Source organism: Lysobacter panacisoli (assembly GCF_009765165.1).
In the GTDB taxonomy this organism is placed as follows: domain Bacteria; phylum Pseudomonadota; class Gammaproteobacteria; order Xanthomonadales; family Xanthomonadaceae; genus Lysobacter_J; species Lysobacter_J panacisoli.
In genome coordinates this window covers 2,195,138-2,209,454 of sequence record NZ_VLNU01000001.1, presented here as the reverse complement: position 1 = coordinate 2,209,454, position 14,317 = coordinate 2,195,138, and the positions used below count along the sequence as shown (strand labels likewise).

The 14,317-nt window shown below is 68.9% G+C and carries 16 protein-coding genes; 10 read left to right on the top strand and 6 right to left on the bottom strand.

Going from position 1 to position 14,317, the window contains the following annotated elements; all coding sequences use genetic code 11:
• Window positions 1–6: 6 nt before the first annotated feature.
• The 6 genes from FOF45_RS10380 to flgA all read right to left on the bottom strand — a co-directional run bounded on the left by FOF45_RS10380 (window position 7) and on the right by flgA (window position 5,430).
• Window positions 7–2,073 carry a TonB-dependent receptor family protein gene (locus FOF45_RS10380; RefSeq protein ID WP_199244468.1) on the bottom strand — a complete coding sequence of 689 codons (2,067 nt, stop codon included), beginning with the start codon at window positions 2,071–2,073 and terminating at the stop codon, window positions 7–9.
• Window positions 2,074–2,139: 66 nt separating this feature from the next.
• The gene (locus FOF45_RS10375; RefSeq protein ID WP_158984567.1) at window positions 2,140–2,553 is read right to left on the bottom strand and encodes a DUF2946 family protein; all 414 of its coding nucleotides are present in this window, start codon (window positions 2,551–2,553) and stop codon (window positions 2,140–2,142) included.
• 235 nt (window positions 2,554–2,788) lie between these two features.
• Entirely contained in the window at window positions 2,789–4,033 is a 1,245-nt protein-coding gene (locus tag FOF45_RS10370; protein WP_233264122.1) for an ATP-binding protein, read from the bottom strand.
• Window positions 4,030–4,380 (bottom strand): flagellar protein FlgN, encoded by a 351-nt coding sequence (locus tag FOF45_RS10365; RefSeq protein ID WP_425481914.1) that lies wholly within the window; start codon window positions 4,378–4,380, stop codon window positions 4,030–4,032. The genes FOF45_RS10370 and FOF45_RS10365 overlap by 4 nt, the downstream gene beginning before the upstream one ends.
• Window positions 4,377–4,694: a flagellar biosynthesis anti-sigma factor FlgM gene (gene flgM, locus FOF45_RS10360; RefSeq protein WP_158984565.1), complete on the bottom strand. Its 318-nt coding sequence runs from the start codon at window positions 4,692–4,694 to the stop codon at window positions 4,377–4,379. Before flgM ends, FOF45_RS10365 begins: the two co-directional genes overlap by 4 nt.
• 88 nt (window positions 4,695–4,782) lie before the next feature.
• Window positions 4,783–5,430 (bottom strand): flagellar basal body P-ring formation chaperone FlgA, encoded by a 648-nt coding sequence (gene flgA, locus FOF45_RS10355; RefSeq protein ID WP_233264121.1) that lies wholly within the window; start codon window positions 5,428–5,430, stop codon window positions 4,783–4,785.
• A gap of 317 nt (window positions 5,431–5,747) precedes the next feature.
• Between flgA and FOF45_RS10350 the strand changes: the two genes are divergently transcribed.
• From FOF45_RS10350 to flgJ, 10 genes are all read left to right on the top strand, one after another.
• Window positions 5,748–6,674: a chemotaxis protein gene (locus FOF45_RS10350; protein WP_158984563.1), complete on the top strand. Its 927-nt coding sequence runs from the start codon at window positions 5,748–5,750 to the stop codon at window positions 6,672–6,674.
• Window positions 6,675–6,873: 199 nt separating this feature from the next.
• Window positions 6,874–7,233: a flagellar basal body rod protein FlgB gene (flgB, locus tag FOF45_RS10345; protein ID WP_158984561.1), complete on the top strand. Its 360-nt coding sequence runs from the start codon at window positions 6,874–6,876 to the stop codon at window positions 7,231–7,233.
• Between the two features lie 14 nt (window positions 7,234–7,247).
• The gene (gene flgC / locus FOF45_RS10340; protein ID WP_158984559.1) at window positions 7,248–7,655 is read left to right on the top strand and encodes a flagellar basal body rod protein FlgC; all 408 of its coding nucleotides are present in this window, start codon (window positions 7,248–7,250) and stop codon (window positions 7,653–7,655) included.
• A 26-nt stretch (window positions 7,656–7,681) separates the two neighbouring features.
• Entirely contained in the window at window positions 7,682–8,344 is a 663-nt protein-coding gene (locus FOF45_RS10335) for a flagellar hook capping FlgD N-terminal domain-containing protein (protein ID WP_158984557.1), read from the top strand.
• Between the two features lie 64 nt (window positions 8,345–8,408).
• The gene (flgE, locus tag FOF45_RS10330; protein ID WP_158984555.1) at window positions 8,409–9,632 is read left to right on the top strand and encodes a flagellar hook protein FlgE; all 1,224 of its coding nucleotides are present in this window, start codon (window positions 8,409–8,411) and stop codon (window positions 9,630–9,632) included.
• A gap of 23 nt (window positions 9,633–9,655) precedes the next feature.
• On the top strand, window positions 9,656–10,399 hold the full coding sequence (locus tag FOF45_RS10325; RefSeq protein WP_158984553.1) for a flagellar basal body rod protein FlgF: 744 nt from the start codon (window positions 9,656–9,658) through the stop codon (window positions 10,397–10,399).
• A gap of 109 nt (window positions 10,400–10,508) precedes the next feature.
• The gene (gene flgG, locus FOF45_RS10320) at window positions 10,509–11,294 is read left to right on the top strand and encodes a flagellar basal-body rod protein FlgG (RefSeq protein ID WP_158984551.1); all 786 of its coding nucleotides are present in this window, start codon (window positions 10,509–10,511) and stop codon (window positions 11,292–11,294) included.
• 44 nt (window positions 11,295–11,338) lie between these two features.
• Entirely contained in the window at window positions 11,339–11,989 is a 651-nt protein-coding gene (gene flgH / locus FOF45_RS10315) for a flagellar basal body L-ring protein FlgH (RefSeq protein WP_158987425.1), read from the top strand.
• A gap of 170 nt (window positions 11,990–12,159) precedes the next feature.
• Window positions 12,160–13,209 (top strand): flagellar basal body P-ring protein FlgI, encoded by a 1,050-nt coding sequence (locus FOF45_RS10310; protein ID WP_158984549.1) that lies wholly within the window; start codon window positions 12,160–12,162, stop codon window positions 13,207–13,209.
• A 147-nt stretch (window positions 13,210–13,356) separates the two neighbouring features.
• Window positions 13,357–14,316 carry a flagellar assembly peptidoglycan hydrolase FlgJ gene (gene flgJ / locus FOF45_RS10305; RefSeq protein ID WP_158984547.1) on the top strand — a complete coding sequence of 320 codons (960 nt, stop codon included), beginning with the start codon at window positions 13,357–13,359 and terminating at the stop codon, window positions 14,314–14,316.
• Window position 14,317: the final 1 nt, after the last annotated feature.

The window sequence follows — 14,317 nt, the reverse complement described above, 5'->3', positions numbered from 1 at the left end:
GCCGAATCACATCTTCCACTCCACGCCGACGTAGAACGAGCGCCCGTCGCCGGGAAGGAAGCTGGCCTGGTCGCGGCCCATCGCGTTGGCAACGACGTTGGTGCTCGAGATCCACCTGCGATCGGCAAGATTGCGCGCGTCCACGAACCACGACCAGTTCGATGCGATCGCGCCACCGACGCGCAGGCCCGCCAGCGTGTAGCCCGGTGCACTGAACGTGTTGGCGTGGTCGATGTAGTAGTCCTGCGGCACCCACTCGATGTTCGGCGCGACATACAGTGCATCGCCCGGCGACCAGCGCAGCGATGCACGCAGCTGCTGCGGTGGAACGCCGGCGAGTTCGTTGTCGCCGTAGACCGCGTCGTGGTCGAAGCGAAAGTCGTTCCACAGGTAGTTCGCCGACAGTGTCCACGCCGGCGCGAAGTGCCACGCCAGCCCAAGTTCGAGCCCCTGGTGGATCGTGCGATCCGCGTTCACCGTGCCGAGCGGATTGCCGTTTCCATCGGTCAGCGCGAGCAGCTCGCCATCGACACGCGCGCGATACAGCGCGACATCCAGCGACAGCGCGTCGCGCTGCACGCGCAGGCCGATCTCCGCGGTGGTCGCCTTCTGTTCGTCGACCTGGGTGACGCCGGGGCCTCCAGTGAGTTCGCCGAAGCTCGGCGGTTCAAGGCTGCGACTGATGTTGGCGAACAGCTGCGATGTCGGATCGATGAGATAGCGCACGCCGAGCTTCGGGCTGAAGCCGGTGTAATCGACGTCGAAGCTCTCGTCGCGACCGCCGGTGACGAACAGGTCGCGTGAGCGTCGCGTGGAACGCACGCCCTGCCCGCCCAGCGACAACGCCCACTGCGGATCGAGCCAGGTCTGGTTCTCGATGTAGGCCTTCGCATTGGTGGCGCGCTGTTCGAACGCGTTGGTGCGCGCACCCGCGCGACCGGCCACGTTGACGAAACGGTCGTCGTCGATCTCGCCACGCGCGTAGGCGACGCCCGCGATGAGCACGTTACGATGACCGGCGATTTCCGTTTCTCCACGCCAGCGCAGATCGACGCCGGTATCGCGCGAATCCTGTTCGAGCACCTGGTAGATCGGATGATGCAGCGACTTGTCGGCGTAGTACGCCGACAGCGTGAGCGTCTGCGCTTCGTCCGGTGCCCAGCCCAGTTTCGCGCCGATGCGGTCGAGGCGGAAATCGCGGCGCTGGTCGAGCGCGACGTTGCCCGCGCTGGCGGCGCGTGGATCGGTGCGCGACTGCGCCAGCGTCAGGTTGCCCGGCAGTTCTGAATTCGTTTCGACGTGCGTGAGGTACACGCGCCCGTCGAGCGTGTCGCCGAAACGGTATCCGGCGTTGCCGGAGAGCCGGTACGTCTCCTGCTTCGCATGCTCGCGATAGCCGTCCTGCTGGAAGCCGGTGACGCTCAGGAAGCCGTCCGCATCGTTCGTGGCGCCGGCCAACGCGACCTGTTCGCGGCGGTAGCCGAAGCTGCCGCCTTCCACGCGTGCGTCGATCGGCGCGGCGTCATGACCGTTGGGCGAAACGAAGTTGATCGCGCCGCCGAGCGTCGCCGCGCCGTATTCGAGCGCGTTCGCGCCGCGCCACACTTCGATGTAGCGCGCGGCGAGCGGTTCGATCGCCTGCATGTCGAATGCGCCATCGGCGAGATTGAGCGGGCTGCCGTCCTGCAGCACTTCCAGGCCGCGTCCGTGGAAGGTGCGCTGCAGACCCGAGCCGCGGATCGACACGCGCGCCTCTTCCGCGCCGAAGCGCGATTGCACGAACACGCCGGGCGCGAAGCCGAGCGCATCGGTCAGCGTGGAAACGCGGCCGGCGCGATACGCATCGCCATCGATGAGCGCGGTGCCACCGGCGCGTTCGTCGAGGCGTTCGCGTGCCTGTTCGATGCGCGGCGCGGTGGTGAGGTCGGGACGCACGCCGCGCACTTCGACTGCGTCGAGCGTGGTGGCGGGCAGCGCCGGCGCGGCGAACGCCGGGCACGAGGAAACGAGGACCGTGGCAACGGCCACGGCCAGTCGCGACGCACGCGGCATCGCGATCGGGAGGATCGACATTGGAGAACTCCGAAAGCAGTGGATGCGCGCGACGATGCGTCGCACGCAGGATCGGGAATCAGGCTTTCAGAGCGCGATCGGCGGGCCGCGCGAACCCAGTCCGGAGGGATACGCGAACGTGCGCGGCGCGAACAGCCGCCACGGTATCGGCGCGAGGTGCGAGGCGACCGGCACGCCGAACAGCACGTACAGCACCAGCACGGCCATGCCGCCGAGGATCGGACAGTAGGCGCAATCCTCGCCGGCCAGCATGCTGCCGGCTGGCGACTTCGGTGCAGGCGGATCGATTGGAGTCGCGTCGCCCGGCGCGATCTTCACCAGCTTCAGGCCGGCCATCGTGCACATCTGCGCCCACACGCCACTCGCGTCGGGAGACGCGGCATCCAGCACGCGCCCGACCGTCGGCAACGCCAGCAGGAGCAGCATGGCGACGAGCGCCAGCTGGTTCATGGTGCGCTGGAGGGCGGGAGGCAGGAGCATGCGGCGCGCATTCTAGCCGATGGAGTTCCGCTCCCCCTATGGCTCCTCCCTCTCCCCTTGCGGCGATCGCAGGGAGTGCAGGGCTGAGAGGGACAGGCTCGCAAAGCGAGCCGGGGAGAGGGGTGCAGAGCGCTTCGCGCCTACCCCTCTTCCGGCGCTTCGCGCCACCTTCTCCCGCAAGGGGAGAAGGGAAGAACACAGGGCCACCTCCCGCAATGGGAGAAGGGAACAAGAACTACTTCCGCGGTCGCGACAACACCGGCTGCGCGATCGGCAGCACCACGCGGAACGTGCTGCCCGCGCCGGGACGACTGCTCACATCGATGCGACCGTGGTGCTTGGCGACGATGCGGTATGCGATGGCGAGACCGAGTCCGGTGCCGCGACCGATCGGCTTGGTCGTGTAGAACGGATCGAAGATGCGCGCCTGCACTTCCTCGGGAATGCCGACGCCGTCGTCGCCGACGCTCACCCACACCTCGTCGCCTTCGGTGCCCATCGCCAGCGTGATCAGGCCGCGGTCGGCGATGGCCTGGCCGGCGTTGATCAGCAGGTTCATGAAGACCTGGTTGATCTCCGACAGGTAGCACTCCACCAGCGGCACTTCGTCGTAGTGCTTGTCGATGCGCGCCTTGTACTTCAGGTCGTTCCACACGATGTTGAGCGTGGATTCCAGGCCCTTGCGCAGGTCCGACGGGCGCATCGGCTCGTCGCGCTCGACGTGCGAGAACTCCTTGAGGTCCTGCACGATCTTGGTCACGCGCTCGATGCCCTCGCGCGATTCCTCCAGCAACTTGGGCAGGTCGCCGACGATGAAGTCCACGTCCAGACGGTCGCGCAGCTTGCGCAGCAGTGGGCGGCTGACGGTGGGTTCGTCGGACTGCAGCGCGGTGTTGTAGCCGTCGAGCAGCGCGAGCAGCGCGCCGACGTATTCCTGCAACGTGCCCAGGTTGGAGTGCACGTAGCCGATCGGATTGTTGATCTCGTGCGCGACGCCGGCCGCGAGCTGGCCGATCGAGGCCATCTTCTCCGACTGCAGCAGTTGTTCCTGCGCACTGGCGAGGCGGTCGTAGGTGGATTGCAGTTCGTCGTGGCGGCGACGCAGTTCGCCCTCGCGCGCAGAGCGCACGGAGATGTCGCTCATCACCGCGAAGCGGCGGCAGCGGCCGCGATCGCGTCCGGCGAACGCCTTGATCTCGAGGACCAGTCCGGGCTGCGTGGTCGGCGCTTCGCCGATCCAGCGGCCGTCGCGCACCGCGATCTGCCAGCCCTGTTCGGGAACATAGGACAGCAGCATCGCCGGATCGGGATGCACTTCGTTCGGGTGCAGGCGCATGGCCAGCACGCGCGCGGCGTCGTTGCTGTGGAGCAGTTTGCCGTCGCCGTCGAGCAGGAACACGGCGAGGTCGGACATCGCGACCGCCCAGAGCATGTCTTCGCTCCAGGTGGTGCTATCCAGCGCGTCGCCCAGTTCGTTCATCCGACTCCGAGACAGCGCGCCTGCGGTTTGGCGCCCGACTGTCCCGAGGCATCGTACACGGTGTCCGCGTCGACCCGACCGAGGTGGCGCAGCGACCAGTTCACTTCGCGGCGGCGGCGCGCCAGCAGGGCGCCGTTGGCCTGGTTGAGCTCGCTCAGGGCAAGCACCCGGGGCGCTTCGTTCGCGCCGACCTGCGACGCTTCGGCCTGCCGCAATGCGACGAGCTTGGCCTGGGTCGAGCCCAGCAGCGCGTCGACGTCGTGCTCGAGCAGCGCGCGACGCTCCTCGTGCAGCGCGCGTTCGAGCGCATCCAGCGGGTGCAGGTCGCCGGTCACGTGGGCGGTCACTTGGACAGCGCGTTCTCGAGCGAGAGCATGCGGTCGGCGATCGCCTGCGGGTCGACGCGGTAGCTGCCATCGGCGATGGCGGCGCGCACGGCGTTGACCTTGGCGACGTCGATGCCGGCCGGGGCCGCGCCGAGCTCGCGCTCCAGCGCCTGCAGGCCGGTGGCGTCACCGGTCAGGCGCATCTGGTCTGCCGCCGCGGTCGCACCGACCGGCTGGCCGCGTTCGGCACCGGAGCGGGACTGCACGGACGAGCTGGCCGCGGCGTCGATCTGACGCAGCGCGGGCGACATGGCACCGTCGATCTTGTGGGTCATGACTGACTCCTGGAAAACGTGTTCGAACTGAGTAACGGCCGCCCGTGGGCAGACTTGAGGGGAAAACCTGACAGGGTTGCAGAGGCCGTCACAGATTGACCTCAACGACCCCGGGGCCGACCAGCCGACCCCGGATGATACGGCGCGATCCGGTGTTCTCGACCGAGACCGTCGAGCCCATCCGGGCCGGCCCGAGGGCGCGACCACCCATGCGCACCTCCATCCCGCCGGCGCGCGAGACCAGGGTGACCGGGTCGCCGCGACGCAAGGCCGCCTCGTCGCCCAGATCGTCCGCGGTCAGCACCGCGCCGGCCGGCTTGGCCTTGCGCAGACGCCGACCGAGGGCCGCAGCCGGATCGGCCACGACCGGTCCGGCCTCCTGCCCGAGTTCGCGCCGCTGCACCGCGAGGTGCTCCGGCCCGATCGGCTCGTCGCTGCGCACCGGCCTGGCGAGTACGACCACGTCGGCTTCCCGACGCACCCGCACCGGCACATAGACCTGCCATCCCGGATTGTCGGCACAGCGCACCGCGACTGAAGTCGCTCCGGCGACGGTGGCCGCCAGCGGCTGCCCGCACGCGGGCATGCGCAGCTGCGAATCCACCGATGCGTCGACTTGTCCGGCCGCACCCATCGCAGCGATCGCGGCAGTGCGGATCGAATCGGGCGACTGGAACGCCCCCGCCTGCAGCAGCGACGGCGTCAATGCCAGCAAGGCGATGAGGATGGCGCGCACGAGGGGCTCCGAAGAGGGTTCGCTGCGTGCCTGCAGGATTTGTGCCGTGGCGCGGATGGGCGTTGCGAATGCGGGTGCTGCGGGCGCAGGCGCCCCTCTTCCGCCCTTCGGGCACCTTCTCCCGCGAGGGGAGAAGGAAATGCAAAAGCAGGGCACAGCAACAGCAACAGCGAGAAACAGCAACAGCGAGCAACAGCAACAGCAGCAACAGCGTCCTCGTGTCCCTCTCCCCTTGCGGGAGAGGGACAGGCCGCCGCAGGCGGCCAGGGAGAGGGGTGCAGCCTCAAGTCCCGCCCCGCCCGGCCGACAACCTGCGCATGAGTCAGGACCTGCTCGACCGCATCGACCAACGCACCCGCCTGGCCGGCCACAACCGCCTGGCGCTGCTCCTGTTCCGCCTCGGCTCGCGTCAGCTTTTTGGCGTGAACGTCTTCAAGGTGCAGGAAGTCCTGCCGCGCCCGCCGCTGTTCACCCTGCCGCAGCTGCCCGCCGCGTTCAGCGGTGCGGCCGACGTGCGCGGTCGCAGTATCCCGGTGCTGGATCTGGCCCGCGCCATCGGCCACGGCACACCGGACTCGGCCGAGCCCCGCTACCTGGTGGTGACCGAGTTCAACCGCTCCGTGCAGGGCTTCCTGGTCTCGGCGGTGGACCGGATCGTCAACATCGCGGTCGAGGACATCCATCCGCCGCCGGAACACGGCGCCGAACAGCACTACCTCACCGGCGTCACCCGCCACCACGGCGAGCTGATCCAGCTGATCGACGTGGAAAGCGTGCTGGCCGAATCCGCACCGCGCGCCAGCGACGCCGATCGCATCGCCCCGCTCGCCGCGTCCAACCCCGCCGCCCCGCGCGAGGTGCTGGTGGTGGACGACTCGCGCGTGGCGCGCAACCAGATCCGCCTGGTGCTGGAACACCTGGGCCTGGGATCCACCCTCCTCTCGGACGGCCGCCAGGCGCTGGAGCACCTGCAACAGCTGGTCCAGAGCGGGTTCAACCCGAACGAGCGCTACGCGATGGTCATCTCCGACATCGAGATGCCGGCGATGGACGGCTACACCCTGACGACGGAAATCCGGCGCGACCCGGCCCTGCGCGGGCTGTTCGTGCTGTTGCACACCTCGCTGTCGGGCGTGTTCAACCAGGCGATGGTCGAGCGCGTGGGCGCGGACGACTTCGTGCCCAAGTACTCCGAACACGAGCTGGCGCAGCGCGTGACGGCGCGGGTGAACTCGCTGTCGTAGGCACAGGTAACGCTCTGTCGTCATCCCCGCGAAGGCGGGGATCCAACCGTCAGAGCTCGCAGGTTCTCCGGCAGGGCTGATGCAGCGGTCCGCTGGATTCCCGCCTTCGCGGGAATGACGGCAGGGCCTGGCCCCACGATTTCCGCGCTCTGGCACGCCGCTTGCCTCTCCCCCGGGTGAACCCGACCCCGGAGGCGTCATGTCCGACTTCCTTGGCATCCACGGCACTGCGCTGGCCCTGCGCGAGCAGCGGCTGCAACTGCTGTCGGCCAACATGGCCAACGCCGACACGCCCGGCTTCCAGGCGCAGGACCTGGACTTCACCTCGGCCCTGCAGGCCGCGCTGCAGCCCAACGCCGCGGCCGGCGACGCCATCGATGGCGCCGTGCAGGGCGCGCGTTTCGCCCGTCCGTCCAGCCAGCCCAGCCTCGACGGCAACACCGTCGACGGTGAGCGCGAGCACGCGCTGTTCGCGCAGGCGGCGCTGGAGTACCGCGCCTCGCTGAACTTCGTCGAATCCAAGGTCCGCACGATGCTGACCGCGATCACCGGCCAGTAAAGGAGATCGCGCGCATGAGCAACCTGCCCATCTTCGACGTCGCCGGTTCGGCGATGAACGCGCAGTCGGTGCGACTGAGCACCATCGCTTCCAACCTCGCCAACGCCGATTCGGTGTCGGGCAATCCCGACGACGTGTTCCGCGCCAAGCAGCCGGTGTTCCGCGCAGAAGGCGTGCCGGGCGATCCGTCGCTCGCCGGCGTCAACGTGGTGGAGGTGCGCGAGAGCGACGCCGCGCCGCTCAAGCGCTACGAACCCGGCCATCCGCTCGCCGACGCGCAGGGCTACGTGTACGCGCCCGCGGTGGACCCGGTCGCGCAGATGGTCGATCTCATTTCCGCCTCGCGCAGCTACCAGGCCAACGTCGAGGTCTTCAACAGCGCCAAGGAGCTGGCGCTGGCCACGCTGAACATGGGCCGCTGACGGGCTCGATCGACAAGGACACCCTCATGAGCACCATCGCCTCCGACATCTACGCCAACCTCGGCGGACAGGCCGCGAGTTCGAGCAAGAAGAAGGAAGAGTCGCTCGGCCAGGCCGATTTCCTGCGCCTGATGACCGAACAGCTGCAGCACCAGGATCCGTTGAACCCGATGCAGAACAGCGAGTTCCTCGGCCAGCTCGCGCAGTTCTCCACGGTGCAGGGCATCCAGGGCCTGCAGGCTTCGATGGACGGCTACACCAACTCGCTGGCGACCGACCAGATGCTGCGCGGCGCGGCGCTGGTCGGACGCAACGTGCTGGTGCCGTCGGCCAAGATGTCGCTGGGCGCCGAAAACGGCGTCAAGGGCGTGGTCGCCGCGCCGGACTCGGGCACCGTCACCTTCGAAGTCACCGACGCCAACGGCCAGCGTGTGCGTCAGTTCACCGTGCAGGCCGACAAGGCCGGCGAAGTGTCGTTCGAATGGGACGGCAAGAACGACGCGGGCGAACGCCTGCCCGCCGGCACCTATGGCGTCACCGCGACGCACGGCACCGGCGAAAGCAAGAAGTCCCTGAGCACCTACGTCGAGTCGCGCGTACAGAGCGTCACGGTCGGCAGCGATGGCGTGTTCCTCGACCTGCCCGGCCTGGGCACCGCCCCGCTCGACTACGTGCTGCGCATCAGCTGACGCCGTCCCTCTCGCCCCGCCTTCTTCCTCGCAGGGAGAGGGAATCCTCCTTCCGGAGATCACCATGAGCTTCAACACCTCGCTGTCCGGCATCAACGCGGCCAACGCCGACCTCAACGTCACCGCGAACAACATCGCCAACGTCAACACCGTCGGCTTCAAGGAATCGCGCGCCGAGTTCGCCGACCTGTTCGCCTCCACCGCCTACGGCCTGTCGCGCAACGCGATCGGTTCGGGCGTGAAGCTGAGCAACGTCGCGCAGCAGTTCTCGCAGGGTAATTTCGACACGACCGGCCGCGGCCTCGACGTCGCCATCGACGGCGAAGGCTTCTTCGTCCTCAACGACAACGGCGCGCGCGTGTACTCGCGCGCGGGCAACTTCCAGCCCGATCCGAACGGCTTCATCGGCACGCCCGACGGCAAGCGCCTGCAGGTGTTCGCGCCCAACGCCAACGGCAACGGCTTCGACGTCGGTCGCCTGACCGACCTGCAGCTGCTCACCACGACCAGCCCGCCGCAGGCGTCGACCAACGTCGACATGCAGGTCACCCTGCCCGGCAACGCGGCGGCGCCGACCGTCGTGCCGTTCGATCCGACCGACACCAACACCTACAACCACTCCACGGGCGGCGCGACCGTGTACGACTCGCTCGGCGTCGCGCACGTGCAGACCTCGTACTTCGTGAAGACCGCCAACGCCAACGAGTGGCAGGTCCACAACTACATCGACGGCACTGCCGTCGGCGCACCGACCACGCTGCAGTTCTCGCCCGCGGGCGCGCTGCTGACGCCGGCCAACGGCCAGATCACGATGGCCCCTTTCACGCCGACCACCGGTGCCGGCGTCATGAACCTGACGCTCAGCCTGTCGGGCTCGGCGCAGTATGGATCGGCCTTCGCGCTGCGCGAGATCAACCCGGACGGTTACCCCGCGGGCAAGCTCAACGAGATCGACATCGATCCCACCGGCGTGGTGTTCGCGCGTTTCTCCAACGGCGCCGACGTGCCGCTGGGCCAGATCGCGCTGAGCACGTTCACCAATCCGCAGGGCCTGCAGCCGCAGGGCAACAACACGTGGGCCGAGACGTATTCCTCGGGTGAGCCGCGCACCGGTGCGCCGGACACGGCGGACTTCGGCATCCTGCAGTCGGGCTCGCTGGAAGCGTCCAACGTCGATTTGACCGAACAGCTGGTCAACATGATCACCGCGCAGCGCAACTTCCAGGCGAACGCGCAGATGATCTCGACGCAGGACCAGATCACCCAGACCATCATCAACATCCGCTGACGCGCGGCTGACGGACGAGCGACATGACCGACCGCGCGCTGTACATCGCGATGACCGGCGCCAGCGCGTCGCTGAAGACGCAGGCATCGGTCTCGCACAACCTCGCCAATGCCGACACGGTGGGCTTCCAGGCCACGCTCGGCGGCACCGCCGCCGCGCCGATCACCGGCCCCGGCCACGCTTCGCGCGTGGCCGCCGCGGCGCAGACCTTCGGCGTGAGCGGTGCGCACGGCGGCATCGTCAACACCGGTGGCACGCTCGACGTGGCACTGCAATCCGACCGCTGGCTGGCGGTGCAGGATTCGCAGGGCGGCGTCGCCTACACGCGCGCCGGCAACCTGCAGATGACCGCCAACGGCCTGCTCACCAGCAACGGCCGTCCGGTGATCGGTGCCGACGGTGCGCCGCTGACCGTGCCGCCGCACCAGTCGCTCGACATCGCCAGCGACGGCACGATCTCGATCGTGCCGCAGGGCCAGCCGGCTTCCACCATCGCCGAAGCCGGACGCCTGCGCGTGGTCGAAGCGCGCACCGCCGACATGGTGCGCGGCGACGACGGCCTGATGCGTCCCGCCAACGGCCAGCCGCCCGCGCCGGCGGCCGGCGAATCGCTGGTGACCGGTGCGCTGGAGAACAGCAACGTCGAGGCGACCTCGATGCTGGTGCAGATGATCCAGACCGCGCGCGCCTTCGAAATGCAGGTACGCGTCTTGCAGAGCGTGGACGAGAACGCGCGCAGCGCCAATTCGCTGCTGTCGTCGCGTTGAGATGAACCGCCGCCGTAGCCCGGGTAAGCGCAGCGCACCCGGGATCACCGCCCAACCCGGGTGCGGCCTTCGGCCTTACCCGGGCTACTGAACCCAGAGGAACACCGCCATGACCCAGGCTTTGTGGATCGCCAAGACCGGCCTCGACGCGCAGCAGACGCGCATGGCGGTGATTTCCAACAACCTCGCCAACACCAACACCACCGGCTTCAAGCGCGACCGTGCCGAGTTCCAGGACCTGCTGTACCAGACCGTGCGCCAGCCCGGCGGTGCGAGTTCGGAACAGACCCAGTTGCCGACCGGCCTGTCCACGGGCACCGGTGTGCGAGTGGCGGCGACCGCGAAGGAGTTCTCGCAGGGCAGCCTCGCCGTCACCGGCGGCGCGCTCGACGTGGGCATCGACGGCCGTGGCTTCTTCGAAGTGCTGATGCCCGACGGCAGCACCGCCTACACGCGCGACGGCAGCTTCAAGCGCAGCCCGCAGGGCGAGCTGGTCACCAGTTCCGGTTATCCCGTGCAGCCGGGCATCCAGTTCCCCGAAGGCACGCAGAGCGTGACCATCTCTCCCGACGGCACGGTGACGGTGAAGCTGCAGGGTCAGGCCGAGGACGTGCAGGTCGGCGCGTTGACGCTGGCCGACTTCGTCAATCCCGCCGGCCTGCAGGCCAAGGGCGGCAACCTTTACGTCGAGACCGGCGCCAGTGGCCCGGCGCAGACCGGCGCGCCCGGCACCAACGGCGTCGGCATGCTCGCGCAGGGCCAGCTGGAAGGTTCCAACGTCAACGTCGTCGAGGAGCTGGTGTCGATGATCGAGACGCAGCGCGCGTACGAAACCAACGCCAAGGCGATCTCGACCACCGACTCGATGCTCGGCTTCCTCAACAACAACCTGTGAGGACGGCGGTGAACACCTTCCTTCGCCTGCTCCCCGCTGTCGCCATGCTGGGCCTGGCCGGCTGTGCCGCCGTGGTCGGCGACGTGCGTCCGTTCGCGCCGATGTCCGCGCCCGCGATCGCGGTCGCCGCGCCGTCCGTGCCGGCCAGCGAAGGCGCGATCTATCCCGGCTCGCGTGCGTTGCGCCTGTTCGAGGACAACAAGGCGCGCGGCGTCGGCGACCTGGTCACCATCGTGCTGGTCGAGAACACCAGCGCGCGGGCCCAGGCCAACACCGCGGTGAGCAAGGATTCGACCATCGACATGGCCGCGCCGACCATCGCCGGCGTGCCGATCACCTACAAGGGCAATCCGATCCTGCAGGCTTCGGCCGAGGGTTCGCGCGAGTTCCAGGGTGCGGGCAACAGCACCCAGAGCAACCGCCTCAGCGGATCGGTGACCGCCACCGTCGTGCAGGACCTGGGCAACGGCAACCTGCTGGTGCGCGGCGAGAAGCAGGTGCGCCTGAACCAGGGCGACGAGCTGATCCAGGTTCAAGGAATCGTCCGCACCGCCGATATCGGTCCCGACAACCGGATTTCGTCCGACCGTGTTGGCGACGCGCGCATCGTCTATGGCGGGCGCGGGACGCTGGCACGTTCCAACGCGATGGGCTGGCTGGGCCGCTTCTTCAACTCCGCCGTCTATCCCTATTGAGGTCTGTCGTGGATCGCATCGCACGCACAATCCGCACTGCCCTCGCATCGCCTTCCCGGTCCACGCCGGGATCCAGGCCGTCGCTGCCGTACGTCGCCGCGAGTCTTCGTCCGGCGCGCACCTGGATTCCGGCTTTCTTTTCCTTCGCGCTGCTGGCCTTCGCCGCGGCGATGCCCGCCCACGCCGAGCGCATCAAGGACCTCGCGCAGGTCGCCGGCGTGCGCGGCAATCCGCTGATCGGCTACGGCCTGGTGGTCGGACTGGACGGCAGCGGCGACCGCACCAGCCAGACGCCGTTCACCGTGCAGAGCCTGAAGACCATGCTCGACCAGCTCGGCGTCAGCATTCCGCCGGGCGTGAATCCGCAGCTGAAGAACGTCGCCGCGGTCGCGATCCACGCCGAACTTCCGCCGTTCGCCAAGCCGGGCCAGCCGATCGACGTCACCGTGTCCTCGATCGGCAACGCCGGTTCGCTGCGCGGCGGCAGCCTGTTGATGGCACCGCTGCGCGGCGCCGACGGCGAGATCTACGCGATCGCGCAGGGCAGCCTCGTGGTGTCGGGCTTCGGTGCGTCGGGTCGCGACGGCTCGCGCATCTCGGTCAACGCGCCCAACGGCGGCCGCATCCCCAATGGCGCCATCGTCGAACGCGCGGTCGCCGGTGCGCCGCCGTCGGGCGTCGTCACGCTCAACCTGCACGAAGCCGACTTCACCACCGCCGCGCGCATCGTCGATGCGGTCAACGACGCGTTCGGCAACGGCCGCGCGCGCGCCGTCGACGCGGTGACCATCGACGTGATGCCGCCGGCCGACGGCGACCGCGTCGGATTCCTGGCGCGGCTGGAATCGCTGGACATCAGCCCGGGCGCGGCCGCGTCCAAGGTGATCGTCAATTCGCGCACCGGCACCGTGGTGATGGGCGGCCAGGTCAGCGTGCTGCCGGCCGCGGTCTCGCACGGTTCGCTCACGGTGTCGATCACCGAAGCCGTCCAGGTCAGCCAGCCCAACGAATTCGGCCGCGGCAATACCGTGGTCACGCCGCAGTCGAGCGTGGAAGCGAACCAGGAGGGCGGCCGCATGTTCCTGTTCCAGGGCGGCACCTCGCTGGAGCAGATCGTGCGCGCGGTGAACGCAGTCGGCGCCGCGCCGGGCGACATCGTCGCGATCCTGGAAGCGCTCAAGCGCGCCGGCGCGTTGCGGGCGGAGCTGGAGGTCATCTGATTCGACCACACACCAAATGCGCAATACGTAGCCCGGGTAAGCGAAGCGCACCCGGGTTCTTTGCGTTTCAGGCGCCCCACCCCGGGTGCGGCTTCGCCTTACCCGGGCTACGCCGTTCGCAGGCACGCGTCTTGCCTTGACCCCCCCATGCGCCTGCCCGCCTCCGCCACCGACCTGCCCCTGACGACGACGGCCGCCCCGCGCGCCGATCGCTCGCGCCTGGAGCATGCCGCGCAGCAGCTGGAGGCGCAGTTCGCGCAGATGCTGGTCAAGTCGATGCGCAGCGCCAGCTTCGGCGACCCGCTGATGGGCGACAACAGCACCTACCGCGACATGTACGACCAGCAGCTCTCGCGCGAACTCGCCAAGGGTCGCGGGCTGGGCCTGGCACCGATGATCGTGCGCCAGCTCGAACGCAGCAGCGGTGCGGGCGGCACCACTATCCCGGTCGCACCGGCCGGCGGCTTTCCGCTCGACGGCACCGGCGCTGCAACGACGTCGATCCCGCTCGCGCGCAGCAGCGACGGCGTGTCGATGCCGGCGATGGCGATGCCGGTCGCACCGCGCATGGACACCACGCCGGTCGAATGCGATCCGGACGCACCGCTGGACTGCAGCAGTCCGGAGGCGTTCGTGCGTTCGGTGTGGCCGCATGCGCAGCGCACCGCGCAGGAGCTGGGCGTCTCGCCCAAGGCGCTGGTCGCGCAGGCCGCGCTCGAAACCGGCTGGGGCCGGCGCCTGGCGAAGGAAGGCAGCGCCAGTTCGCACAACCTGTTCGGCATCAAGGCCGGCTCACGCTGGAAGGGCGAAAGCGTCAACGCCGCCACGCACGAATACAGCAACGGCGAACGCCGCAGCGAACGCGCCGACTTCCGCGCCTACGGCACGGTCGGCGAAAGCTTCTCCGACTACGCGCGCCTGCTCGACAACCCGCGCTACGCGCAGGCGCGCGCGGCCGGACACGACACCCGGCGTTTCGCCCAGGCGCTGCAGAGCGCCGGCTACGCAACCGACCCCGCCTACGCCGCGAAGATCAATGCGATCGCGGAAGGCGCCACGCTCAACCGTGCCCTCGCCGCGCTCGACGGCGGCACGACCCGAGGCTGAT

Excerpts from the sequence above, each read along its gene's own strand:
- FOF45_RS10380 (WP_199244468.1), bottom strand. The coding sequence starts at position 2,073 with ATGTCGATCCTCCCGATCGCGATGCCGCGTGCGTCGCGACTGGCCGTG.
- FOF45_RS10375 (WP_158984567.1), bottom strand. The coding sequence starts at position 2,553 with ATGCTCCTGCCTCCCGCCCTCCAGCGCACCATGAACCAGCTGGCGCTC.
- FOF45_RS10370 (WP_233264122.1), bottom strand. The coding sequence starts at position 4,033 with ATGAACGAACTGGGCGACGCGCTGGATAGCACCACCTGGAGCGAAGAC.
- flgM (WP_158984565.1), bottom strand. The coding sequence starts at position 4,694 with ATGACCCACAAGATCGACGGTGCCATGTCGCCCGCGCTGCGTCAGATC.
- FOF45_RS10350 (WP_158984563.1), top strand. The coding sequence starts at position 5,748 with ATGAGTCAGGACCTGCTCGACCGCATCGACCAACGCACCCGCCTGGCC.
- flgB (WP_158984561.1), top strand. The coding sequence starts at position 6,874 with ATGTCCGACTTCCTTGGCATCCACGGCACTGCGCTGGCCCTGCGCGAG.
- flgC (WP_158984559.1), top strand. The coding sequence starts at position 7,248 with ATGAGCAACCTGCCCATCTTCGACGTCGCCGGTTCGGCGATGAACGCG.
- FOF45_RS10335 (WP_158984557.1), top strand. The coding sequence starts at position 7,682 with ATGAGCACCATCGCCTCCGACATCTACGCCAACCTCGGCGGACAGGCC.
- flgE (WP_158984555.1), top strand. The coding sequence starts at position 8,409 with ATGAGCTTCAACACCTCGCTGTCCGGCATCAACGCGGCCAACGCCGAC.
- FOF45_RS10325 (WP_158984553.1), top strand. The coding sequence starts at position 9,656 with ATGACCGACCGCGCGCTGTACATCGCGATGACCGGCGCCAGCGCGTCG.
- flgG (WP_158984551.1), top strand. The coding sequence starts at position 10,509 with ATGACCCAGGCTTTGTGGATCGCCAAGACCGGCCTCGACGCGCAGCAG.
- flgH (WP_158987425.1), top strand. The coding sequence starts at position 11,339 with ATGCTGGGCCTGGCCGGCTGTGCCGCCGTGGTCGGCGACGTGCGTCCG.
- FOF45_RS10310 (WP_158984549.1), top strand. The coding sequence starts at position 12,160 with ATGCCCGCCCACGCCGAGCGCATCAAGGACCTCGCGCAGGTCGCCGGC.
- flgJ (WP_158984547.1), top strand. The coding sequence starts at position 13,357 with ATGCGCCTGCCCGCCTCCGCCACCGACCTGCCCCTGACGACGACGGCC.